This window comes from Collinsella sp. TF09-1AT (assembly GCF_003436895.1).
Lineage (GTDB): Bacteria > Actinomycetota > Coriobacteriia > Coriobacteriales > Coriobacteriaceae > Collinsella.
The window spans coordinates 121,486-144,536 of sequence record NZ_QSRC01000002.1 but is presented as its reverse complement, the minus strand read 5'-3'; the positions used below and the strand labels follow the sequence as shown (position 1 = coordinate 144,536).

At 57.9% G+C, this 23,051-nt stretch carries 19 protein-coding genes; 12 read left to right on the top strand and 7 right to left on the bottom strand.

Annotated features, from left to right (window positions below):
- Nucleotides 1–33: 33 nt before the first annotated feature.
- The 3 genes from DXC90_RS02330 (at nt 34) to DXC90_RS02320 (ending at nt 2,280) form a co-directional block, all read left to right on the top strand.
- Complete coding sequence (locus tag DXC90_RS02330) at nt 34–1,242, top strand: ATP-binding protein (protein WP_117734599.1); 1,209 nt, start codon at nt 34–36, stop codon at nt 1,240–1,242.
- 213 nt (nt 1,243–1,455) lie between these two features.
- Nucleotides 1,456–1,686 carry a helix-turn-helix transcriptional regulator gene (locus DXC90_RS02325; RefSeq protein WP_117734598.1) on the top strand — a complete coding sequence of 77 codons (231 nt, stop codon included), beginning with the start codon at nt 1,456–1,458 and terminating at the stop codon, nt 1,684–1,686.
- A gap of 9 nt (nt 1,687–1,695) precedes the next feature.
- Nucleotides 1,696–2,280 (top strand): hypothetical protein, encoded by a 585-nt coding sequence (locus DXC90_RS02320; protein WP_117734597.1) that lies wholly within the window; start codon nt 1,696–1,698, stop codon nt 2,278–2,280.
- Nucleotides 2,281–2,369: 89 nt separating this feature from the next.
- Here the strand turns inward: DXC90_RS02320 and DXC90_RS02315 are convergent, their stop codons facing one another.
- Together DXC90_RS02315 and DXC90_RS02310 are read right to left on the bottom strand one after the other, a co-directional pair.
- A complete protein-coding gene (locus tag DXC90_RS02315; RefSeq protein ID WP_117734596.1) occupies nt 2,370–6,737 on the bottom strand; it encodes a hypothetical protein in 4,368 nt (1,455 codons plus the stop codon).
- A gap of 156 nt (nt 6,738–6,893) precedes the next feature.
- On the bottom strand, nt 6,894–7,898 hold the full coding sequence (locus DXC90_RS02310) for a helix-turn-helix transcriptional regulator (RefSeq protein ID WP_158550204.1): 1,005 nt from the start codon (nt 7,896–7,898) through the stop codon (nt 6,894–6,896).
- A 295-nt stretch (nt 7,899–8,193) separates the two neighbouring features.
- Between DXC90_RS02310 and guaA the strand changes: the two genes are divergently transcribed.
- Complete coding sequence (guaA, locus tag DXC90_RS02305; RefSeq protein WP_117734594.1) at nt 8,194–9,174, top strand: glutamine-hydrolyzing GMP synthase; 981 nt, start codon at nt 8,194–8,196, stop codon at nt 9,172–9,174.
- Between the two features lie 116 nt (nt 9,175–9,290).
- Here guaA and DXC90_RS02300 read toward each other — a convergent pair whose 3' ends face one another.
- Together DXC90_RS02300 and DXC90_RS02295 are read right to left on the bottom strand one after the other, a co-directional pair.
- Nucleotides 9,291–10,439 carry a HAMP domain-containing sensor histidine kinase gene (locus tag DXC90_RS02300; protein ID WP_117734593.1) on the bottom strand — a complete coding sequence of 383 codons (1,149 nt, stop codon included), beginning with the start codon at nt 10,437–10,439 and terminating at the stop codon, nt 9,291–9,293.
- Nucleotides 10,436–11,110, bottom strand: coding sequence for a response regulator transcription factor (locus tag DXC90_RS02295; protein ID WP_117734592.1), 675 nt, complete (start codon nt 11,108–11,110; stop codon nt 10,436–10,438). The genes DXC90_RS02300 and DXC90_RS02295 overlap by 4 nt, the downstream gene beginning before the upstream one ends.
- Nucleotides 11,111–11,169: 59 nt before the next feature.
- Here DXC90_RS02295 and DXC90_RS09840 point away from each other — a divergent pair, with 59 nt between their 5' ends.
- From DXC90_RS09840 to DXC90_RS02255, 8 genes are all read left to right on the top strand, one after another.
- Nucleotides 11,170–11,346: a CD1871A family CXXC motif-containing protein gene (locus DXC90_RS09840; RefSeq protein ID WP_117734591.1), complete on the top strand. Its 177-nt coding sequence runs from the start codon at nt 11,170–11,172 to the stop codon at nt 11,344–11,346.
- Nucleotides 11,339–12,250, top strand: coding sequence for a 4Fe-4S binding protein (locus DXC90_RS02285; protein ID WP_233502111.1), 912 nt, complete (start codon nt 11,339–11,341; stop codon nt 12,248–12,250). Before DXC90_RS09840 ends, DXC90_RS02285 begins: the two co-directional genes overlap by 8 nt.
- A 35-nt stretch (nt 12,251–12,285) precedes the next feature.
- On the top strand, nt 12,286–13,248 hold the full coding sequence (locus DXC90_RS02280) for a redoxin domain-containing protein (protein ID WP_117734589.1): 963 nt from the start codon (nt 12,286–12,288) through the stop codon (nt 13,246–13,248).
- A gap of 98 nt (nt 13,249–13,346) precedes the next feature.
- Nucleotides 13,347–14,006 carry a Crp/Fnr family transcriptional regulator gene (locus tag DXC90_RS02275; RefSeq protein WP_158550203.1) on the top strand — a complete coding sequence of 220 codons (660 nt, stop codon included), beginning with the start codon at nt 13,347–13,349 and terminating at the stop codon, nt 14,004–14,006.
- A 120-nt stretch (nt 14,007–14,126) separates the two neighbouring features.
- Nucleotides 14,127–14,453: a rhodanese-like domain-containing protein gene (locus tag DXC90_RS02270; RefSeq protein WP_117734587.1), complete on the top strand. Its 327-nt coding sequence runs from the start codon at nt 14,127–14,129 to the stop codon at nt 14,451–14,453.
- A complete protein-coding gene (locus tag DXC90_RS02265) occupies nt 14,450–16,141 on the top strand; it encodes an FAD-dependent oxidoreductase (RefSeq protein WP_117734586.1) in 1,692 nt (563 codons plus the stop codon). Before DXC90_RS02270 ends, DXC90_RS02265 begins: the two co-directional genes overlap by 4 nt.
- 221 nt (nt 16,142–16,362) lie before the next feature.
- The gene (locus tag DXC90_RS02260; RefSeq protein ID WP_117734585.1) at nt 16,363–19,617 is read left to right on the top strand and encodes an ABC transporter ATP-binding protein/permease; all 3,255 of its coding nucleotides are present in this window, start codon (nt 16,363–16,365) and stop codon (nt 19,615–19,617) included.
- A 50-nt stretch (nt 19,618–19,667) separates the two neighbouring features.
- On the top strand, nt 19,668–20,621 hold the full coding sequence (locus tag DXC90_RS02255; protein ID WP_117734584.1) for a tRNA-dihydrouridine synthase: 954 nt from the start codon (nt 19,668–19,670) through the stop codon (nt 20,619–20,621).
- 138 nt (nt 20,622–20,759) lie between these two features.
- Here DXC90_RS02255 and DXC90_RS02250 read toward each other — a convergent pair whose 3' ends face one another.
- From DXC90_RS02250 to DXC90_RS09495, 3 genes are all read right to left on the bottom strand, one after another.
- A complete protein-coding gene (locus DXC90_RS02250; protein WP_117734583.1) occupies nt 20,760–21,026 on the bottom strand; it encodes a hypothetical protein in 267 nt (88 codons plus the stop codon).
- 832 nt (nt 21,027–21,858) lie between these two features.
- On the bottom strand, nt 21,859–22,104 hold the full coding sequence (locus tag DXC90_RS02245; RefSeq protein ID WP_117734582.1) for a glutaredoxin: 246 nt from the start codon (nt 22,102–22,104) through the stop codon (nt 21,859–21,861).
- A 51-nt stretch (nt 22,105–22,155) separates the two neighbouring features.
- Nucleotides 22,156–22,983 (bottom strand): TipAS antibiotic-recognition domain-containing protein, encoded by an 828-nt coding sequence (locus DXC90_RS09495; protein ID WP_158550202.1) that lies wholly within the window; start codon nt 22,981–22,983, stop codon nt 22,156–22,158.
- Nucleotides 22,984–23,051 lie beyond the last annotated feature (68 nt).

Sequence of the window (23,051 nt, the reverse complement as noted above, 5' to 3'; positions counted from 1 at the left end):
AAGAGAGCTTTTATTTAATAGAACGGTGAAGATATGAAGATTATCGAACGTCCTCAATATATGGAAGCGCTTCTTGGCGCTAAGGGAACGCCGGACATCAAGGTTATTACCGGCATTCGTAGGTGCGGCAAATCTGTTCTACTGGAAGCTCTTGCTGATCGCTTTCGTGAGGCCGACCCCGATGCCAATATTATCCGCATCAATTTCAATCTCCTCGAATTCGAGGAACTAACGGATTATCGAGCATTGCATCGCTACGTTGAGGAAGGCTATTGCGAGGGCCTCGATAACATTGTGATGATCGATGAGGTGCAAACCTGCGTTGGGTTCGAAAAAGTGGTCAATAGCCTTCATGCATCGGGAAAATACGATATCTACGTTACTGGCTCCAACGCTTTCTTGCTTTCGAGTGATTTGGCGACGCTTTTTCGCGGGCGGACATATGAGGTTGAAGTATTTCCGTTTTCCTTGCTGGAGTTTTCGACATATCACGAAATTCATAACCCGGACGAAGCGCTTGACCGATATTTGAGAGAGGGCGGAATGCCTGGCTCATATTTGTATCCTAGCGAGCGAGCTCGCTATCGATATATTGCGAACGTGCTAGATGTCTTGGTTTTGCGTGATGTGGAAGAAAAGCATGGGGTTCGTAACAAGGTGCAGCTAGAACGTGCATGCGATTTCCTAATGGTCAATATCGGTAACATATCTTCTGTTAGCGGGATTGTGGCTGCGCTGGATGCTGCCGGAACACGCGTTTCCGTGGCAACGCTCGCCCAGTACCTCGGATATTTATGCCAGGCCTTTGCGTTCTATCGAGTGCGCCGCTATGACGTAGGCGGTAAAAAGTACCTCACTTCGGGTGATAAATACTATTTATCGGATCATGCAATCAGATACGCAAAACTGGGCACTAAAAAGCTCGACTTCGGGCACGTATATGAAAATATGGTCGCCATAGAGCTCCTAAGACGCGGTTGGGAAATCTATGTCGGGGTGCTTTATAAGAAGGAAATCGACTTCGTGGCAATTCGTCGCGATGAGCGAGTGTATATCCAAGTTAGCGATGACATTTCGCGTCAGGAGACTTTTGAACGCGAAGTGGCACCCCTGCTTGCGATACGTGATGCGTATCCCAAAATGGTCATTGCGCGAACAAAGCACGAGGCTGTTGATTATGAGGGGATTAAGGTGGTCGACATCGCCCGATGGCTGATGGGGGAGGGGCCGGATGTCGAATAGCGGACAGTGATAGTTTACGCTCGCGTTTACTCGGACAAAACCGAGTCGGTTTTGTCCGAGTAAGTTTGAATAGCGAATCGAAATTGTTATGTCCACATGGCGATGGCGGACATGGTTTCCATAATGACAGATATAGTTGACATCTTGTGAAGGATGCAATATATTTCTGTCATGTTGCAACGGATATCTGTCCACATTTACGAAAGGAACTCCATGCCGGGCAAAAAGAACCTACGCATGAAGGCGGCACGCGCGGCGGCTGGCCTTTCGCAAGCTGACTTAGCCCAAGCCGTGGGCGTTGCGCGCCAAACCATCGGCCTTATCGAGGCGGGCGGCTACAACCCCACGCTCAATTTGTGCGTGGCAATCTGTAAGGCGCTGCGCGTTACGTTGAACGACTTGTTTTGGGAAGACGAAACCGACGCCGACCCTAATACTCTTTAGGAGTTCACTATGAAATATGAAGATCTGAAAATCGTGCAAAAGTGGCGTGAATATGCCGGCCCAAAGGATGAACGCCTGGAGGCTGAGAACGCGAAGATCTACAAGATTGGTTTCGTGCTGCTTTCGTTTGGCATGTTGATGATCTTTTTCTACCAGTTTATAGCTCGACAGGTTGCGTGGGTTCACAGCGACGCCAGTGAAATGTCGCATGGCTTTGCAACGCCATTCGAGGCAGCCATGTATTTTTGGCTCGTTCTCGTGATGTTGATTTGCGCAGGGCTGCAAACGCGGAAGGGCTATGTCGATACCAATCGTTTTGGGCAAACCGAGCATCTTCCTGTTGGATATTTCCTGCTTGTCAGCGGTCTTAGCGGCGCCGCGTTCGCGCTTGTTATTGCCGCAATGCGCTGTGTCGCTGAGGCGCAGATCGTACCGCTCGAAAGCGTCTTTTGGTTGGCGAACCTGGCCACGGGCGTGTTCTGCGGTGCGACGATTTTCGCGGCCACGTTTGCTGCCCTGTGCGCAACGTTTTTCACGGCGAAAAGACGCCGTGCCAAGCTCGAGGTAGAACTCGACTCCTCTGACGACATCTAATGCGTAATGGGCTGGCTCTGGGTATTCAGAACCAGCCCATTTGATGTTCGATGAGCCGAGTCGGCGCCTCTCACAAAAGTAACTAGGAGCTAGCGAGGCCTATCCGAATTGGCCTCATTGGCGGTGTCGATCTCGAGCGCCGTGCGGCGGGCACTGTAGGCGACGAGGCCGGCGCCTGCCGCGGCGAGTGCTGCAGCGGCTGCCATGAGGGGAGCGTTGACATCGCTCGTGCCCGCAAGCACGCCCGCTTTTCCGGAACGCTTGTTATTGCCGTGGTCCTTGCCACTGCCGGAGCTGCTTCCGTCGGATCCGCCGCCCTCGTCAGCGCCGCCGCCACTCGAGCCACCATCGCCGTCTGCTGTCATCGGGGCGTCGTGAAGTCCTGTCGTATCCGCGCTGCCGCATACGCCGACCTGCACTTCTGAGCGTTCGCATGCCGCGTCGGGCACATGAAGCTCGTGCAGTACGGCGCCCAGTGCCGAGTTTGCGCCGGGTCGGATTTCCTCGAGCGTTACGGGATCGAGCGCCACCAGGTCACGCGCCTTCGCATACAGCGTGACGCGTTTGCCCACCTCGTCGCCCCAGCTCTCCGGGATGGCAAAGCTCATGCGGAATTGTGCCGTGCAGCCCGGTGCCAGCACGGCGTTTCCATTGTCGGCAACCAGCGGGTGCGTTGCAAAACGTGCGCCCAGCGTCTCGAGTGCGTATTTCACGCGTGCCATATCGTTGGCCGAAGCGTCCTCGGCAAGCTCTGGATCGTAGATCGAAGCCATGCGTGCGTTCGCTCCGAATCCGATGGATGCGCTGGAGAACGGCTGGCTGGAGCCCTCTCGGTACAGATCGATCGTGCCGGCGGTCAGCAAGGTGTTGCCGTCGTTTCGCACCGTGACCAAAAAGGATTCGCCTGCTGCTCCGGGCACCACCGCGCCCGAGGTAGCGACCGCGCCCGTCGGAGTGGCACACGCCACCAAGGGCACTTCGATGCCGTGCAGCTTTGCCTCGCTCTTCTCCGCGCTCACAATGTGCGTGGCGAGCGCGGAGAGCATGCCTCCCGACGTCAAAAATGTCGTTATCTGATCGACGGGATGGTCCAGCTCGCACATCACGAACGGCTCCGTGAACAGATCGCCTGCCAAGGTGCTGGCGAAGATGCGGAAGTGCTTGCCCATCACTGCTACCGGGTTGCCTTCTTCGTCGTAGGTTTGTCCCACCTTGCCATCGGTATTCTCTACATAGAGCACGCACCTGCCGTTGTCGCTTACGCTAAACGATGCCGGGCCACAGCCTGCGGCACCCACGGGCTGCGTTGCAAATGCCGATGCTCCTCGCGTCCAAGTAATATGCTGCAGTTGCTCGTTGACGGTAGCCAAAAAGCCCGAATGTTGTGGCCACGGCACCGCGTGGGGTACTGTGGCATCTGGTGGCATAACGCCCCAACCCGCGATGGACTGGCCGATCACGGCATACGATGCGCAGCCACAACCGTTTGCAGTTTCGTATGCAACGGGCACCACCATTTTGCCGTTGATATTCTCGGGTACGCCCAGCTCGATGCTCGATGGCGCTTGCGGAAAGCGGAGAATCTGGCGGAACGTCAGGCTGTCGCTCGAAACGTCCGACCACAGGGTAAAGCATTCCAGCGCAACCTCGGCCTCGCTGCCGAGCGCCTTCTCTGCGGTGGCTCCGCGGCGGTGGAGGTAGGCGCCCGACAGACGTCCGTCGACCAGCGTCTTGCCCACCGTGATACGCGGGCACTGCAGGCAATGATAGCCATCCTCCTGAAGGCGGCCGCGCGAGATGCTGCGCCACGACGTGTGCGATATCACGCGAACTCCGTCGTTGCTTATGCGCAGGCGCACAACGGACAGTATGCCGGCTGTGCTTGCCGTATCGAAAAAAGTGTTGTCGCCGTCGGGGCGCTCGCCCGAGACCAGCAGCACGTAGGCGTCCTGGTTTCCCCTCCCGTCTGTATATTCCACCACGTCGAAGTCGTAATCGAATATGCCGTCGCGCTCCACGTCGCCCTCGCCAAACCCAAGGGGGAAGTCCACGGGCGTGGGAGCGGACCACGTGCCGTTCGTCTTTGTATGCACCACCAGGCGCGAACGACCATTCTCGCCGTAGCGCACCGAGGCGATACGGAATAGGCACTCCACGCCGGCAATCATCGTTAGCTTCATGTGGGCTTCGCTGAGCACGCCGGAAAACAGCACGTTGTCGCTCGAGGGTTTTATGCCGCCACGCTCGTCCTCCGACACGCCGGCAGAATTGGCGTTGGGGTCCGCAACGGCGTTCGTCGCCTGCCCGATATAGGTGTACTCATACATCGGTGCGGCGTTTTCGTCGTTTCCCATCAGTGCGTGGACGAAATGCTCAACCTGTCCCGTGTCGTCGCTTTCTGCATCCGCCACGAGCTCAATGCGCGTGACCGCTTGATCCCAATCGCGCACGACAGGCGCAACGTTTGCGGCAGTGGCATTAACCTCGGCGCGTGCGAGCAGCTCGGCGTTGGTGACGATGGTGGCCGATGCGATAAATTGCGGCACGCCGCCCGCCTCGGCGTTGCCGGCCGAGCCGAAGCAGGCATCCAGCGTATAAGGCGTATCCCCACCCAATGCAAGCTCAGAGCGCTGGAGTACATACTGGTCGCCGTTGCTCACCGACATATTCCACGAATCGAGGAGTGTGGGCCACGACCCCGACCAAGCCTTGGTGGTCCACTTGAACATTACGAACTGGAGTATCACATCGACATCGACGTCTGCACCCACGCGCAGCCGCGGAAGCTGGTGACCGTCCGCCTTCTCGTATCCAATGAACAGTGTGAGGGACGCGGCGCCACGCACGGCAGACGAAGCGACGCCTGCAACGCCGGCGCCAAAGGTGACGGCAAGCCCGATCTGGATGGTAAACGAGCCCGACGTGTTTGAATAGTCGAGCGAAATGTTTTTAAAAAACGCCGCGCCGCTGCCGTGCGTGTGGGCACCCACGGCGAGCGCCAGCTTCGCCAACACCCAGGGGTTGACGTTTAGGAAAAACGGCACCGGTCCTAGGGTAAACTGCTCGGTCCAATTGAGGTCGGTTCTTACCTGGAAGAGGGCCTTAATATTGCCGTATGCGGGGTCGTTGTTGTTACCCCAGGTTTTGCCCGCCCAATCGTAGGCGAGCGAGCCGTACAGCTGTGTGGCGATATCCATCGTGAACAGCGGCGTGCAATGGTGGCGAAGGAGCTTGGTGTTTCTTGGATCGGTGCCCGAACCGGCACTCATCCTCTTGTACTGATTCCACTTCCCCTCCATCTCGTCGAGGTAGCGGTTTGCCTGCTTGGCGCCCGACTCGCGCGGCGATTTCTTCCAGTATTCCGGATCAGGGTTGCCCGAATCATTCATATAGCTAGCTGGTTTGTACCCTCCGCCAAACAGCACGTATCCAGCAAACGAGAAATCGAACAGAATGGGAAATGTGGGCATCCAACACGTGAACTTATTGCCGCCGATACCGGGAAACGCCGCGGGGAAATCAAACGGAGTGATCTCTTGGTCCATGGTGGTGGGAATGATGGTGGTCGAGCCCGATTCCGCCTTTGCGGCCGGCGCGGTGACAACGGCCATAGGGGATGAGAGCGTGTAGGTTTTGCCCTGGTAGTCGAGCATAAAGCGCAGCTTGCACCCTTCCTCCAGAAGGCCCGAAGCTGCATCGAGGAACGTGTCTTCGAGCGTGAACGTCGCCAGATTATCCGCGCCCGATGCGCTGGCCTTGATCTGGCCGATCTGCGTGACGGTTTCGGTTGAGCTGCCCGCAGCGGGCATCACTTTATTGATATGCAACGTTGCCTGCCCGCCCTGCGGCAGATGAGCCTGCACGGTAAAAGCGTGCGTGTCGGGCTGGTCGTTTGCTGCTTCGTCCGCTGGCATTGCCATAAACGTGGCGTCGGCGTACTGGATGTCCCATTCGTCGAACGTGAGCTGTCGAAAGTACGGCTCGCCATCGGAGAGCGGACGTGTGGGTGCGGTAATAGCGGTGCCGCCCTGGATACGCGCAAGGGGAATCTCGACATCGCGGTAGCCTGCCATGCTAATGGAGATGCCGCCGTTAAAGTCGTACGCGTCGAGAAGCGTTGCCTCGTCCACGTAGCCTTCTGAAAGAGGGGCGACCTCAAAGATGGCCGTGCCTTCGTCATCGGTCGTGGCGGTGAGCTGCTTGCCTGCGGCATAGCGCGATATGAGCGTGACCTGGGCACCCGGGATGGGCGTATTCTTGTTGGCGACGTCGACCACGACCACACCAAACATGGTGCGCGAGAGCACCAAGACCTTGAAGGGATCATCTTCGTCGGCGTATGCCTCGGCGGGGGCGAACGGCAATATGAAGGCGTTTGCGCTTCCCGGCACGCGCGGCAACATAATGCTCGCCAGCGAGGACGCTCCGGCAACAAGTAACGAACGGCGATCAAGCATCTTTGGCTCCCATCCCGCAGGTATCGGTGGAAATAATCCAATTTTGCGAGAAGGCATCCTGTCACGGTAGTGCCGTCCGAGGGCCAAAATGTCCAATTTGAGCGAGCGAAGCGCCGGGGCTCCGGGGCGCACGTGCCGCGCTAGGCAGTCTGGCCGCTAACGCAGCATATGAGCGACCAGTTCGGTGCGCGTGCCGATGCCAAGCTTTGCATACACACTGGATAGGCGGTTTTTGACAGTGCCCGGCGATACTCCCATATGACGAGCGATTTCGGCGTTGGTCCATCCGCGGCAGGCGAGCATGGCCATGGTGAACTCTGTGGTCGTCAGGTCGTCAGCCACGTCCTCGCCCGAATCGGGGTTGTGGATGCGCCGCCAGCCGTAGCTGAATCGATACGTAATCTCGATGATACGTGCGAAATCGTCAGGGTATTGCGATTTTAGGCATGCCTCGATGAGCCCCTGCAAAAGGCCGTGGTGCTCGCCAATGAGCTCGATAAGGCCGTCGGGACGCGCAATGTCCCAAGCGGCTCCGAAGTGTGCCTTTGCGGCGTCGACGTCTTTGAGGCTCATACAGGCCATGGAAGCTGCCAGGTGCAGGAACAGTTCCGAGATCGGATAGCTCCCCTGTTTCATGATCAGGGCGTTTTCCGCCATGCCCAGACTGCGGCCGTATTCGCCGCGCAGGTACAGGGCATGCGCCATCACGTAGCTGGCGAACAGGCGCAGGCCTTCGGGCAGATGCGCCGCAAGCGGATAAAACTCTTCGGCAGAATACGGGGAAGGCAAGTGCAGCAGGACACTCGCGGCCGAGGCGAACAGGATATGCGTGGCGTGAGCGGCGGGCGATTCCTCGTCAGTTGGTGTATCGAGGATGCCCGTAAGGCAACGACGGGCATCGGCGATACGGTTGAGCGACAGACTGGCATATCCGCAGATAAAGCATGCGGAATAGCGCAGCGCGGGATCGGTGGCGTCAAGATAGGGGCGCGCCGTCTTGGCAGCGAGGGTGGCCTGTCCGCGAAAGTACAGCGCTTCTGCCGTGGCGATGGTGCGTGAATCGGGGTCGGAAATGCCTGCAACCGCAGCGTCAATCTGCCCCGGCACAAAGGCGGTGCACATCAACGGCATGGGAATGAGCGGGTAACTATCGTAGTCCATCTTCCATCTTCCATCAGGTGGCCACATTAGCAGCAATTGTACTCCTGTTGCTCGGGACTGGAATTTGTGGTTATCGCCTACGATTATGCCGAACGTATAAGGAAGAGTCTATTGGCGATGCTCCCAAGGTGGCTACCGAAGCCTAGCTGACCTCGACATTAGGAAAAATTGCCACCCCTGCAAAAAGCTCCGTTGCGGCGATGGGAAACGAACCTTGCTCTGCATATAATGAGGGCATATGACAGCGCGTTTGCATATGTGCGGCGCGTTCCATCGAACCGAAAAGGAGCCCTGCATGGATCCCAACAAGCGTCCCGACGATATGGTGCGTATCACTACTCCCGAACTTGCCCAGGTGTTCATCGACGAGCAGGTCGCCGCAATCCGCGAGCAGATCGGTGACAAGAAGGTTCTGCTGGCCCTTTCCGGCGGCGTTGACAGCTCGGTCGTCGCGGCGCTGCTGATCAAAGCTATTGGCAAGCAGCTCATCTGCGTGCACGTGAACCACGGCCTCATGCGCAAGGGCGAGAGCGAGCAGGTCGTCGACGTGTTCCAGAACCAGATGGACGCCAACCTGGTCTATGTGGACGCCACCGACCGCTTCCTCGATAAACTCGTCGACGTCGACGAGCCCGAGGCCAAGCGCAAGATCATCGGCGCCGAGTTCATCCGCGTGTTCGAGGAGGAGGCCCGCAAGGTTGGCGACGAGGTCAGCTTCCTCGCCCAGGGCACTATCTACCCCGACATTCTGGAGTCGCAGGACGGCGTGAAAGCCCACCACAACGTTGGCGGTCTGCCCGAGGACCTGCAGTTTGAGCTCTGCGAGCCCGTTAAGCTGCTGTACAAGGACGAGGTGCGCGTCGTGGGCCGCGAGCTCGGCCTGCCCGAGAACATGGTTGAGCGTCAGCCGTTCCCCGGTCCTGGCCTGGGCGTCCGCTGCCTTGGCGCCATTACCCGCGACCGCCTCGAGGCGCTGCGCGAGGCCGACGCCATCGTGCGCGAGGAGATCGACAAGGCCGGTCTGACCATCTGGCAGTACTTTGCCGTGGTGCCCGATTTCCGCGCCACCGGCGTGCGCGAGGGCAAGCGCGCCTACGACTGGCCCTGCATTATTCGCTGCATCAATACCGCCGACGTCATGACCGCTGAGGTGCCCGAGCTCGACTGGGCGCTGCTCAAACGCATTACCGCACGCGTGACCGCCGAGGTCCCCGGTATCTGCCGCGTTTGCTACGACCTTACGCCGAAGCCCGTCGGCACGGTCGAGTGGGAGTAAGCTAACTCAGCTGGTAGGCGACGAGAACTAGCAGATGTGACAAAGGGACGGTCCCTTTGTCACATCTTCGATGTTATGTGCGGGATGGTACACCACACGGCGTGCCATCCCGTTCGTTATTTTAATGAGCCGGGTGCGCGAGCGGGAAGAATCACGAGCATGGTCGTTCCGCGCTTCGAGCTTTCTTCGACCTCGATGGAGCCGCCGTGAAGCGCGGCGATCTCCCAGACCAGCGCAAGCCCCAGCCCCACACCGCCATATGCTCTGCTGCGCGATCTGTCGACGCGAAAGAAGGGCTGAAAGATGCTCGTCTGGTATTGCTTGGGAATGCCTGGCCCTTGGTCACGCACGCGAAGCAGCACGCGGTCGCCTTCGGCACGGGCGCCGATTTGCACGGTTGAGCTGGGCGCACTGTAGCGAATGGCATTCTCAACCAGGTTGAACAGTAGCCGATAGATCAACGTGTCGCAGCCGATCGTTTGCGCGTCGCCCTTGCTTACAAGCGTGATGCCCTTTTGCTCGGCAAGGGGCGCCAGGTCGGTGAGCACTTCTTCGATCATCGGCGCCAGGTCAATCGCATCGTTGCAGGGAACACTACGCAGCTCGCTCATCTCGAGCAGGGTCTTTGTCATGTGCGTCATTCGCTCGGTCTGCTCCTGCAGCAGCCGGAGCAGGCTCGCTGTATCGGCATCGGCGTCGGGGTGCTCAGCGCAAAACAACTCAACCTGGGCTTGCATGAGCGCGAGCGGCGTGCGCAGCTCGTGCGCCGCATTGCCCGTAAACTGTCTTTGTGCGGATAATCCCTCGTCAAGGCGGGAAATCATGTCGTTAAACGACGCGCTGCAGCGCCTGAGTTCAGAGGGCACGTCCTCGCTGATCTTTGTGTCGGCGAGGTTGTCGGGCCGCACGCTCTCGACTTGCGCCGCAAAGGAGCGCAACGGCTGCAGCGCATATCCGCTCACGAAGTAGGCTAGCACGCCACCGAGCAGCGTCGCCGCCGCGGTTATGCACCAGCTCGTCGCGCTAAACGATGCTTGGGCGTCGCTCACGACGATGGTCAACTCATCGTCGAGCTCTTTGCTTGCCGGGTCAAATGAGCTGGGCGCTGCGGTCTCCACCTTGTTGTGCGCCGACGCTTCTGCACCAATCGAGTCCATGTAGCGCATGCCGGAGTAACCAACCAGGCAATTCATAAGTACGCAGGTCGAACATATCAGTAAGGCCGTCATCAACGTGATGCGCCACTGCAGCGACAGCCGCTTCATTTGCCGTCCTCCATAACGTAGCCTTCGCCGATTCGGTTGCGGATGGGGTCGTGCCCCAACGCGCCGCGCAGCTTTTTGCGCAGCGATGAGATATGCACGCGGGTCGCGTTGCTAAAGCTGTTGACGCTGCTGTCCCATACATGCTCGATAAGCTCTTCCTGGCGCACCGGCCGCCCTTGGTTAAGCATCAGGTATTCCAGGATGCCGGTCTCCTTGCGCGTGAGGGATAGAACCTCGCCGCCCACGGAGGCGAGGCGCGCCTTGGTGTCAAAGCTCAGTGATCCACAGGTTAGAACAACGTCGCTTTGCGTAAAGCGCCCGAGCGTGAGGCTGCGCATGCGTGCCGCCAGCTCGTCAAGATGGAACGGCTTGGTGAGGTAGTCGTTGGCGCCCGCACCGAGCCCCGCTACCTTGTCGGAGACCTCGCCGCGTGCCGAGAGCACGAGCACCTTGGTCTCGCAATCAGTTGTCCTGAGTTGCCTGAGCACGGTCATGCCGTCGACATGAGGGAGATTGAGGTCGAGCACAACAAGATCAAAGGTCTCGACATCGAGCAGATCGAGGGCCTGTTGTCCGTCGTAGCAGCAGTCGACGCTATAGGCCAAGTTGCGCAGGCTGCGTGCGATCGCATCGCACAGCGCCCGCTCGTCCTCGACGACCAAGATACGTATAACGTTCTCCTTGCATAATCATTCACGCTTAACACGGATTTTATAGTCGGTATGGTCCAATGGGTCGCGAAACGAAAAGAGTGGTCAGATTGTTCAAAGCGATTAAGCCTGTGGCGCAGGTGGCTTTGCTGATCGTTGGGGTAGCCATGGTTGGCTTTGGAATTATGCGCGGCGAGGCAGATGCCGTGCTGGCCAAGGCAATCAGGCTGTGCTTGGAGTGTATCGGAATTGGATAAAAGAAAAAACACTGCATCGCATCTTTTAGCGCGATTTCGTGGATTGATTCAGGCGGCGGCGACGCTTGCGACCAATATTCACCTGCCTAACTTTGCCAAGGGCGGCATCTACCAGGGAGCGGGCAAAGCCGTCTGCGTGCCGGGCCTCAACTGCTACTCGTGTCCGGCGGCCTCGGGTGCGTGCCCCATCGGGTCGTTTCAGTCGGTGGTGGGCTCGTCTAAGTTTAGCTTTTCGTATTACGTCACCGGAACGCTCATTCTGATCGGCGTGCTGCTGGGACGTTTTGTATGCGGCTTTTTGTGCCCGTTTGGATGGCTACAAGAGCTTTTTCATAAGATTCCCAGCAAAAAGCTCTCCACGAAAAAGCTCAAGCCGCTCACGTACATCAAGTATGCCGTGCTGCTGTTTGCCGTGGTGCTGCTGCCCGTCTTGGTGGTTAACGATGTGGGTATGGGCGACCCGTTCTTTTGCAAGTACATCTGCCCGCAAGGTGTGCTCGAGGGCGCGATTCCGCTGTCCATCATGAACGTGGGAATCCGCTCCGCGCTGGGAAAGCTCTTTTCCTGGAAGCTCGCGATCCTCATTGTGGTTGCGGTGCTGAGCGTGCTGTTTTATCGCCCCTTCTGCAAATGGATTTGCCCCCTCGGCGCATTTTATGCGCTCATGAACAAGGTGTCATTGCTGGGGATTCGGGTTGATCATTGTAAATGCGTCTCGTGCGGCAAGTGCGCCAAGGTGTGCCAGATGGACGTGGACGTTACGCGTACGCCCGACCATGCCGAGTGCATTCGTTGCGGCAAATGCGTGGGCGCGTGCCCCGTCGATGCTATTAGCTTTCGCTACGGGCTGGGTGTGACGGGCGACAAACCCGCGCAGTCCACGCAAGCCTGCGAAAACAAATAGGTACCTATATAAGTTTCGATATAAACGGAGGAACCATGAAACTGTCAAAAATTGCGGCTCTGTTGATGCTGCCCGTGCTGGCGCTGACTCTCGCGGCGTGCTCTGCCCCCAAGGGCGACGCGAAGGATGCCACGAGCGGCGATGCGCAGATTGCCGAGCTCATAGCGCAAAAGCCGTCGAGTGCCGAGGAGGCGGCCGAGCTGTACCAGCAGCTGCTGCAAAAGGAAAACGAGATCTTTGCGAGCGATAACGCCCTATGGGAAAAGGTGTTCCTTGCGGCCAACAAAGACACTCCCATGATTGAGGACGGCAAGAACTACGGTGACTTCTTGCTCGATACCATCGAGGGCGCCAAGGATCAGTTTGCGGCTGATGAGCTTAAGACGCTTAAGGCCGGCGCGCAGCAGGTCAAGGAGATCGAGGACAAGCTCATGGCGCTGGAGAAGGAGTTCCCCGGATGCGGCAGCACGCCCGGCGAGGGGGAGATCGTCGATGCCTCGACCGCAGGCATGACCAACGGCGAGAGCGGGGAGACGAAGTTTCCCAGCTTTAAGGGCAAGGACTTGGACGGCAACGATGTAAACAGCGACGAGCTGTTCTCCAAGAACAAGGTCACCGTCATGAACTTCTGGTTTACCACCTGCAAGCCGTGCGTGGGAGAGCTGGGCGATCTGGAGAAGCTCAACAAGGAGCTTGCCGAGAAGGGCGGCCAGGTCGTGGGCGTTAATTCCTTTACGCTCGATGGCAACAAAGACGAGGTGGCCGATGCCAAGGACGTGCTTTCCAAGAAGGGCGTGACGTATAAGAACATCTGGTTTAAGTCGGACAGCGAGGCCGGAAAGTTCACCTCCAACCTCTACTCGTTCCCGACCACCTATGTGATCGACCAGAACGGTAACATTGTGGGAGAGCCGATCATGGGCGGCGTCAACTCCGCTGAGCAGCGCGAGGCGCTCAACAAACTGATCGATCAGGCACTCGCGAAGAGCGAACAGTAAGTCCGTGGGACAGACAACTGAAGGGGAGTCGCTGGAAACAGCGACTCTTTTTTCTGCTTCGGGGTAGCATCATGGGTATACGTCGAAAGGGGGCGGCTATGGTCGGCAGCATGGTCGAGCGGTTGCCGTTTTGGGGACAACTTACATCCGATGAGCAGACGCTCGTGGCAGAGCGCTCGTCGCTGCGATTCTTTGATGCCGGGCAGATAATCGGTAGCAGCGGAAATTCTTGCACTGGCATTGTCTTTATTATCGAAGGTGACATTCGCGTGAGCTTGCTTTCCGAGGAAGGCAAGGAGGTCACGCTGTTTAGGGTTGGCTGCGGAGAGTGCTGTGTCACCACGGCCTCGTGCGTTATCGAGCAGATTTCATTTGACACCATGGTGGTTACAGCACGCAGGTCATCGCTTTTGGTGGTGCCTGCGAGCGTGTGTGCCCAGCTCGCCCGCGATAATGTCTACGTTAAGGCCTTTATGCTCCAGGTTGAGGTGAAGCGCTACTCCCAGGTGGTATGCGTGCTGCAGCAGATGCTCTTTAAGCGCCTCGATCAGCGCGTCGCCAGCTACGTGCTCGAGCATTGCCGAGCTGCGGGCACAGCAGAAGTTGCCGTAACGCAAGACGAGCTTGCACGCGACATCAACTCTGCGCGCGAAGCGGTGACGCGCGCTCTGCGACGTCTTGCGCAGGACGGGCTCATCGAGATTAGGCGCGGACGGATTATCGTGCGTGATGTAGATGGGTTAGCACGGTTGGTCTAGACCTACCGCGCAGCTGCATCTGCCGTCGGCAACAAATTTTTCCGTTTGGTGACTTGGTCACAGAACGCGACCGCAGTGCCTTGGCATACTTGCCCAAAGCAACCAGCAAAGGAGTGCGCTATGGGATTGTTTGATTTGTTTGCAGGACCGGACATTAATGTGGGCGTCCAGGAATGGAAGGCTTCTAAGGGGGCGGTGCTGCTCGACGTGAGGAGTGCTGACGAGCATGGACAGGGCCACATTCCGGGCAGCGTCAACGTTCCGCTCAATCGTATCAACCAGGTGCTTGAGCTGTATCCAGACAAGGGCACGCAGCTTTTCGTGCATTGCCTGAGCGGTGCGCGAAGCAACCAAGCTGTGAGTTTTCTTAAGCGTTCTGGGTATGGCAGTGTCAAGAATATCGGCGGCATAAGCGGCTACACGGGAAAGGTGGTGCGTTGGCTATGAAGGTGGTTATCGTTGGAGGCGTCGCGGGCGGCGCATCGGCGGCGGCACGTTTGCGCAGACTCGACGAGCAGGCCCAAATTGTCATCTTTGAGCGCACGGGTTTTGTATCGTATGCCAACTGTGGGCTTCCGTACTACATTGGCGGCGTGATAGAAGAAGAGAGCGCATTGACGCTGCAGTCTCCCAAGGGCTTTTGGGATCGCTTTCGCATTGCGGTCAAGACGAGTCACGAGGTGTTTGCCATCCATCCCGATTCGCATACGGTCGAGGTTCGCAATATGCTGACGGGCGAGGAATTTGTCGAGACGTATGACAAGCTCATCCTGTCGCCGGGTGCAAAGCCGATCCGCCCTGCGTTGCCGGGCATCGACTCGGATAAAATCTTTAGCCTACGCACCGTTGAGGACACGCTGCGTATTCACAGCTATGTTCGAGAGCGGCGACCGAGCAGTGCCGTCGTGATCGGCGGCGGCTTCATTGGCGTCGAGACGGCGGAGAATCTGTGTGAGCTGGGGCTCCAGGTGACCCTTCTGCAGCGTCCCGTCCAGCTTATGAACAACCTGGATTACGACATGGCGACCCTTTTGCATACCGAGGTGCGTGAGCACGGTATCGATCTGCGCCTCAAGGCCGATGTGACAGGTTTTGAGGAAGTTGATGGCCGCGTTGTCACCCATGTTGCGGGCGATGACCCTATCGGAGCCGATATGGTGCTGCTTGCCATTGGCGTGGCACCTGAGAGCCATCTGGCGCAAGAGGCGGGGCTCGAACTGGGCATCAAGGGGGCTATTGTGGTCAACGACCGCATGGAGACCTCTGCTGCCGACGTGTATGCCGTGGGCGATGCCGTGCAGGTCACGCATCAGGTGACCGGCGAGGACGCGGTCATTTCGCTCGCCGGCCCCGCCAACAAGCAGGGGCGTGTCGTCGCCGATGTCATAGCTGGCATGGACAGCTGCTACCTCGGATCGTTGGGCTCATCGGTTATCAAGGTATTCGATTTGACGGTGGCAAGCACGGGACTATCCGAAAAGGCAGCACACGCGGCGGGAATTGACTGCGACAGCGTGGTCCTGTCGCCCGGTTCGCATGCGGGTTATTATCCGGGTGCAACGCCCATGACCATGAAGGTTGTCTTCGAGAAGCAGGGATTGCGCCTGCTGGGTGCGCAAATCGTGGGCATCGATGGTGTGGACAAGCGTATCGACGTCCTGGCGACTGCCATCCAGGCAGGCATGCGCGGCGATAGGCTTAAGGATTTGGACCTAGCATACGCGCCGCCGTATTCATCGGCGAAGGATCCCGTCAATATGGCGGGCTTTATGATCGAGAACCTCAATCGCGGCATACTGGCGCAGTGGCATTGGGAGGATGAGCCCAACTTGCCACGCGATGGCAGCGTGCAGCTGCTCGATGTTCGTACGGAAGGGGAGTATGAGCGCGGGCATATCGATGGTTTCGTAAACATTCCCGTCGATGATCTGCGTAATCGCCTGGGCGAGCTCGACCGGGCCAAGCCGGTTTACGTGATTTGCCAGAGCGGCATTCGCAGCTACATTGCTTGCCGCATTTTGGCGCAGCATGGCTTTGAGTGCTTTAACTTCTCGGGCGGCTATCGCTTCTTTGCAGCCGTGACTGAGGCTCGCCGCGGCAGCGCTAACGTTATGCCGTGCGGGCTCGAAAAGTAGCGCGCATTGGAATGTGCCAAAGTGACAGCCTCTTTGTCGCATCGGGGATGTTATACGCGGGATGGTGCGCCATGCGGCGTGCTGTCCCGTTCGTTTTTTGGCGCGGTTCGTTACATTTCTCACTGGTATCGGCCAAAAATGAGGATAGAGTAGGACAAACGCGCCGAACGTGAACGGCGGGGGAGCGGGCGAGCGCGCCCGCGCGAGAGAGGTTGCCGTCCATGCTGGATCTCAGAGATATTTGCAAAAGGTACGTTACGCAGTCGTTTACGCAGGTAGCGCTCGACAGCGTAAGCCTGTCTTTTCGCGATAACGAGTTTGTAGCCATCCTGGGTCCCTCGGGCTCGGGTAAAACTACGATGCTCAACGTCATCGGCGGACTCGACCATTTCGATTCCGGCGACCTGCTGATCGACGGTATTTCGACCAAGGATTTTTACGATCGCGATTGGGATGCCTACCGCAACAACCGCATCGGCTTTGTGTTCCAAAGCTATAACCTCATTCCGCATCAGACCATTTTGGAAAACGTGGAGCTGGCGCTCACGCTCACGGGTGTGGGGCATGCCGAGCGCCGCCAGCGTGCGCGCGAGGCGTTGGAGAAAGTTGGCCTGGGCGAGCACGTTAACAAACGCCCGAGCCAGCTATCGGGCGGACAGATGCAGCGCGTGGCCATCGCCCGCGCCCTGATCAACGACCCCGAGATCGTGCTGGCAGACGAGCCGACCGGCGCCCTAGACTCAACGACATCCGTGCAGGTCATGGATTTGCTCAAGGACGTTGCGCGCGACCGTCTGGTCATCATGGTCACGCACAATCCCGAGCTGGCGTACAGGTACGCCACGCGCATCGTTACCCTGGCGGACGGCAAGATCACCGACGATTCCGACCCCTTCGATGTTGCCAAGGCCGCGCGCCGCGAGGCCAAGCCTACGCGCAAAACCTCGATGAGCTTTGTGACGGCGCTGGGGCTTTCTGCCCGAAACCTTATGACCAAAAAGGGCCGTACGGCCATGACGGCCTTTGCGGGCTCGATTGGCATTATCGGCATTGCGGCGATCCTGGCACTCTCCAATGGCGTAAACGGCTACATCAAAAAGGTTGAGGAGGACACGCTCTCGAGCTACCCACTCACCATTTCCAAGCAGGATTACGACCTGTCGTCCATGATGGGCGGAGAGGGGGCCACGGATGACGGTTCGTCTGAAAGCGTGGATTCGTCCGACGACAGTGCCGACGGCGAGGCTAAGGGAACCGATAAGATTCCTGTGGTCACGGCCGTAAAGGATATGTTTGCGAGCGTTAAGTCCAATGACATGACGAGCTTTAAGGCATGGCTCGATGCCGGTGGCGACGGCATCGATAAAGAGGTCAACGCCATTCAGTACGGCTACGGTGTATCGCCGGTTGTCTATCGTGCCGGCAAGGGCGATGAGAAGCCTGTCCGGCTGGTGCCCAACGCCATGACCGAGGCCATGAGCGGAGGCGCGAGCTCGGCGGCAACGGTGAGCATGGATTCCATGGGAACCTCGGTCTTTAACGAGATGATTGACGACCAGAGCCTGCTCGACAGCCAGTACGATGTCGTTGTCGGCCATTGGCCCACGTCCGCCAACGAGGCCGTGATGGTGCTTTCGAGCCGCGGCACGGTGGGCGACTATACGCTCTATAGCATCGGTGCGCTGGATATCGATGAGCTCAATGACCTGGTCAACAGCGCCATGACGGCCGACGGCAAGGTCGAGACGCCCGAGACCGGCACCGACTTTACCTACGACGATGCGCTGTCCACGACATTTAAGGTGTTGTCGCCGGCCGATGCCTATCGCAAAAACGAAGAGACCGGCATGTGGACTGACATGTCTGGCGATGCCGACTTTATGGCGTCCAAGGTTGCTGACGGTATCGACGTGCGCATTGTGGGCGTGGTGCGACCCAACGAGACGGCTAACGCGAGTGCATTGTCCCCGGGCATTGCCTACACGCATGCGCTGACTCGCCAGCTTATGGAGCGCGCTGCCGATTCGCAGATCGTGCAGGAGCAGCTTGCCCGCCCCGAGACGGATGTCTTTACGGGTAAAACCTTTGATGAGCTGCAAGGCGAGGCCAAGCAAGGCGTTGATCTGGGCAGCATGTTCAGCGTGGACGAGGCGGCGCTAAAGAGCGCGTTCTCGCTCGATACGTCTGCGCTCTCGGGTGCGGCCAGCGGTATGGACCTTTCTGGTATCGACTTGTCCGGTCTGGACATTGACCTTTCGGGCGTTGGGAAGGACGTCGACTTCAGCGACATCATGGCCAAAGCGCCGGCTCCAGATTTCTCGGGTATCTTTGAGGGCCTGGAACTCACGCCTGAGCAAATGCAGCAGGTGGGAACGCTTGTCAACCAGCTGTTTGAGGGCTTTATGCAGTCGGATCAGTTTAAGGCGCTGTCACCCGAAGATCTTAAAGACGCGTCAAAGCTTGCTGCCGCATTCTCGACGTATCTTGAGCATGATGCCGCCGCCCAGCAATACCTGGCTCAGCTCAAGGCCCTCGGCGGCGATGCCCTGGCCGAGCGCCTGCAGCAGGCGATGGCCGACTATGTGCAAAAGCAGCTGGCTCCGTATCTGCAGCAGGCTATGGACCAGGTGACCAAGACAATCAGCGAACAGATTGCGACGACGGTATCGGCCCAGCTCAAGATGGGTGCGGCGGGACTTATGGACCAAATGGCGACGCAGATGTCTTCGAGTTTTGCCAACTTGGCGAGCGCCATGCGCGTGGATGTGGGTGCCTTCGCTCGCGCCATCCACTTCAACATGGACGCCGAGGACCTGAGCTCGCTCATGATGAGCTATGCCAAGGCGTCAAAGCTCACCTACGATAACAATCTGAGCACGTTGGGCTATGCGGACGAGGCAGACCCCATCTCGGTCAAGATTTTCCCGCGTGACTTTGAGGCCAAGGAGCGCGTACTCGATCACATCGATGCGTACAACAAACAGGTCAAAGCTGCTGGCCACGATGAACAGGCGATCTCGTACACCGACTACATGGGCATCATCATGGGTTCGGTGACCGACATCGTGAACACCATCAGCTTGGTGCTCATCGCATTCGTGAGCATCAGCCTGGTGGTGAGCTCCATCATGATCGGCATCATCACCTACATCAGCGTGCTGGAGCGAAAAAAGGAGATTGGCATCCTGCGCGCGATCGGCGCGTCAAAGCGCAACGTGGCCAACGTGTTCAATGCCGAGACCTTTATCGAGGGCCTCATTGCCGGCGTCTTTGCTATTGTCGTCGTGGTGGCCGTGAGCTTTCCGGTTAATGCCTGGGCGCTTGCTGCCAAACAGGTACCCAATCTGATGAGCCTGCCCGTGCAGGATGCGCTGGTGCTCATCGCGATTTCGGTGCTGCTGACGGTCGTTGCCGGTTTGCTGCCGGCCCGCAGTGCATCCAAGAAAGACCCCGTGGAGGCCCTGCGCTCCGAATAATGTGACAAAGGGACTGTCCCTTTGTCACATTGATTTGAGAATGGATGTTGATGTATTTATCGCTGGCCCCTATGGAGGGGATTACCGGGCATGTGTTCCGTCGCGTGCATGCGGAGTGCTTCGGCGCGCTCGATTGTTATTACACGCCGTTTTTGCCGCCGCCGCGGGTGGGCAATCGCTTTGGCGGCAAGGCGTTTAAAGAGATCGACCCTGCTAATAACCAGGGACTTAACGTGGTGCCCCAGCTGATGTCCAAGAATGCGGACGAGTTTGTGTGGGCGGCACAGGTGCTCGCCGACATGGGCTACCGCGAGGTCAATCTCAACCTGGGTTGCCCTTCGGGAACGGTTGTCGCCAAGGGCAAGGGCTCGGGTTTCTTGCGCAATCTCGACGAGCTCGAGGCGTTCTTAAGCGATGTGTGCGAGCGGTCGCCGTTGCCGGTGTCGGTAAAGACCAGGCTGGGGCTCGAATGCGATGACGAGTACGAGCGCGTGCTCGACCTCTATTGCCGAATGCCGCTGGCGGAGTTGATCGTGCATCCGCGCGTGCAAAAGGACCGTTATACGGGCTCACCGCGCAAAGAGTTTTACGGCGAGACGCTGGAACGGGCGCCGTTCCCCGTGGCCTATAACGGCGACATCTTTGATCTTGAGGACATGGATGCGCTGGTGAAGGCCTATCCCGGAACACGTCACGTAATGTTGGGGCGCGGCTTGCTTGCGAATCCCGCGCTGGCTCGCATGGTTAAGGGCGACCCTGCCGCTACCGCCGCTGAGCTGCAACGCTTCCATGACATGCTGTTTGCGGCCTATGCGGACGAGATTGGGGGCAACGCGGTCTTTCGCATGAAGGAGTGGTGGTTCTACGCCAAATGCGCCTTCGCCGATCCCGCGACCGTTCACAAGCTCGTACGCAAGACCAAAAAGGTCGATGAATACCGTGCCGCCGTCGAGCGTGTCTTTCGCGAGCAGCCACTTGCGCCCATCGCCCGCTTTTGTGGCTAAATGATCCCTTGGGGACGGAGAAGAACGGATCGCCTGTGCTGGGCCCATGCAAAAAGCTGTACGCCAGCATCCAAAGATGTCGAAAAATGTCGACTTTGGATGCTGGTGTACATGTTTGGGTCCGACGGGGGAGCGGGCCTAGGCAATCAGTGCATCAAGTGTAATGAGCTCTCTGAGCCGCTCCGTGCGTGTTTGCCCATGGCGTTTGGCTTTTTCGCCAAACGCCTCAAGAATCGATTCGCCCACACGTGCTGATATAACGACGCTCGGCTCATCGGAGATTGGTGGCCTTCCCAACTTGATGGTGCGACCTTTCGGCCACTCATCTTTTTCGTAGGCTTCCGCGGCTTTCTTCAACTCTCCGGGAGCAAACCCCATCATCTTTTCGAGCTGCTTAGCATCCATGGCGCCTCCTATCGATCGACATAATGTCGAGCGCCGGTTCTCGGATTCTCTTTTTGTATACAATTTTGTAGACAAAAATACAAGCAGTTCATCGGGCTAATTAGCTTGTTTTGACCTGCCTGTTCGATAGGAAATGAGCATTGACGGCTTCGATACTCCTTTGCTTTTCAGCTTGGAATTTGGATGCTCATTGAACTTCCGGAGGGGAGCCCTTTATTAAGCTATTGAGATTCTGGGCAGGAGCTCTCACTGGTCTTCGGTAATGGGGCCAGCTTAATTCGCGACACAGTGTGTCGCGAATGGGAGTAGTCGTTAGGTGTCCTTCAATGGCTACTCATATAAGAACGTTCAAGTGTCGGATTTTGTCATTTAGTGTCGCTCTCAGCGACTATTCTGGAGGGTCGTGGTCAAAAAAGGCAAATATGAGTACTGTTGCCATTATGGTTGCATTTATTTGCTATAAATTGTAGCTCCTGATGAGATTTGTTCCCATTAAGAGCTACTTTTATTGAACATATGAGGAGAAATAACGTCGTCTGCGGACGAGTGGAACGTTGAATAGTTCCTGAAGTGATCAAAATCGCTGCTACTAAACAGGTAGCAGTACTCATATTTGCCCTTTTTTGACCACAGCCCTCTCGGAAACCTTTCCAGAGGCGTCAAACAGCCATAATCCAAAGGTCTCCTCAAACAATTAGCCGGCCAAGAGCGTCCATGACTACCAAAAAGCTGTACGCCAGCATCCAAAGATGTCGAAAAATGTCGACTTTGGATGCTGGTGTACATGTTTGGGTCGTATGGGTTGGGGCCCTGGACGGACAGAGCGTGCGTACTAGAGCAGGTTTTCCTGCACCCACGCGATGATGTCGCTCGATTCGTAGAGTGGTTTGCCGTCGATGAACAGGCAGGGAACCTGGCGTTTTCCGCCGACGGCGATGAGTGTCTGTTCGGCATCGGAATCGGTCGAGATATTGCGCTCGGGAATGGTCACGCCGTTATCGGCCAAAAAGTGCTTGACCTTTAAGCAATACGGGCAGCCGGTCATAACGTACAGCTCGAGCTCGTGATCAGTAGCCATAGGTCTCCAATCGGTTGAGGTTTCGATTGAGATACCCAAAGCCGCCGCGGTCTATGCGCGAGCCAGCGACGACTCGATGGCCTGAACCAAAAACGCTGTGGCCCCGGTGCCGCAGGGCTTGTCGTAGTAGTCAACAAAGCGTTGGTCGGCAAGGTAGCCGTGGGCGAGGCCTAGGTATGCGTCGTCTTGGGGCTCGCGTCCCCAGTTGAGGCTAATCCAACGACGATGCATCGCAACAAGTTTTTGGGCCTCGACGCTCTTTGGGTCGCCGTCGTCCATGGCAATCGAGAGCTGGCCCAGAATCGCGCGCTCGAGTTCTTTCATGTCGTTCCAGGTTTCGGGGTCCATATCCAACAATGTTTCGTTTGCTGCATCGATAGCCTCATCGCCATAGCGCGCCCGCGCTTCGGCGCCGTAGCGCTCCTCGTTTTCCTGCACGGTGTGCCAGCGCTCCAGTTGCGGCAGGACGGCGCCCATGAGCGAGACGGCTTCGTCGAGCGACATGCCGGTGTTTTGCGCCAGCCGCGGGGCACAATCCTCGATCATTGCCTCCATGGTGGTGTCGTAGGTGTACTGGCCATGGTCGTAGCACCACTTGCAGTAATGGTCGGTCGCGGTACCCGCAGCATCGGTGCCGCAGTCGTCGGGCGTGAGTATCATGCCGCAGCTCTGGCAATAGTGCTCGGGCATTTCAAGCAGATGAGACAGTGGCTCGCCGGTCACGGCGGCGATGAGCTTCATCATGTCGATGCCCGGTATGACCTCGCCACGCTCCCAACGGCTGACGGCTTGGCGTGTGACGAAGAGCTTGGCGGCGAGCTGCTCCTGGGTAAGGTGATGGGCGCGACGGACGGCGATGAGCTTTTCTGCAAAGGCCATAGCGGCTCCTTTCTGCTGGTTGATGGCTTAAGCATACGCGGCAGCAGGTGCCCTTCCAAGCAACCGTT

Excerpts from the sequence above, each read along its gene's own strand:
- DXC90_RS02250 (WP_117734583.1), bottom strand. The coding sequence starts at position 21,026 with ATGGATGCTAAGCAGCTCGAAAAGATGATGGGGTTTGCTCCCGGAGAG.
- DXC90_RS02330 (WP_117734599.1), top strand. The coding sequence starts at position 34 with ATGAAGATTATCGAACGTCCTCAATATATGGAAGCGCTTCTTGGCGCT.
- DXC90_RS02275 (WP_158550203.1), top strand. The coding sequence starts at position 13,347 with ATGGTCGGCAGCATGGTCGAGCGGTTGCCGTTTTGGGGACAACTTACA.
- DXC90_RS02270 (WP_117734587.1), top strand. The coding sequence starts at position 14,127 with ATGGGATTGTTTGATTTGTTTGCAGGACCGGACATTAATGTGGGCGTC.
- DXC90_RS02310 (WP_158550204.1), bottom strand. The coding sequence starts at position 7,898 with ATGGACTACGATAGTTACCCGCTCATTCCCATGCCGTTGATGTGCACC.
- guaA (WP_117734594.1), top strand. The coding sequence starts at position 8,194 with ATGGATCCCAACAAGCGTCCCGACGATATGGTGCGTATCACTACTCCC.
- DXC90_RS09840 (WP_117734591.1), top strand. The coding sequence starts at position 11,170 with ATGGGTCGCGAAACGAAAAGAGTGGTCAGATTGTTCAAAGCGATTAAG.
- DXC90_RS02320 (WP_117734597.1), top strand. The coding sequence starts at position 1,696 with ATGAAATATGAAGATCTGAAAATCGTGCAAAAGTGGCGTGAATATGCC.
- DXC90_RS02255 (WP_117734584.1), top strand. The coding sequence starts at position 19,668 with ATGTATTTATCGCTGGCCCCTATGGAGGGGATTACCGGGCATGTGTTC.
- DXC90_RS02325 (WP_117734598.1), top strand. The coding sequence starts at position 1,456 with ATGCCGGGCAAAAAGAACCTACGCATGAAGGCGGCACGCGCGGCGGCT.
- DXC90_RS02260 (WP_117734585.1), top strand. The coding sequence starts at position 16,363 with ATGCTGGATCTCAGAGATATTTGCAAAAGGTACGTTACGCAGTCGTTT.
- DXC90_RS02280 (WP_117734589.1), top strand. The coding sequence starts at position 12,286 with ATGAAACTGTCAAAAATTGCGGCTCTGTTGATGCTGCCCGTGCTGGCG.
- DXC90_RS02265 (WP_117734586.1), top strand. The coding sequence starts at position 14,450 with ATGAAGGTGGTTATCGTTGGAGGCGTCGCGGGCGGCGCATCGGCGGCG.
- DXC90_RS09495 (WP_158550202.1), bottom strand. The coding sequence starts at position 22,983 with ATGGCCTTTGCAGAAAAGCTCATCGCCGTCCGTCGCGCCCATCACCTT.
- DXC90_RS02245 (WP_117734582.1), bottom strand. The coding sequence starts at position 22,104 with ATGGCTACTGATCACGAGCTCGAGCTGTACGTTATGACCGGCTGCCCG.
- DXC90_RS02315 (WP_117734596.1), bottom strand. The coding sequence starts at position 6,737 with ATGCTTGATCGCCGTTCGTTACTTGTTGCCGGAGCGTCCTCGCTGGCG.
- DXC90_RS02300 (WP_117734593.1), bottom strand. The coding sequence starts at position 10,439 with ATGAAGCGGCTGTCGCTGCAGTGGCGCATCACGTTGATGACGGCCTTA.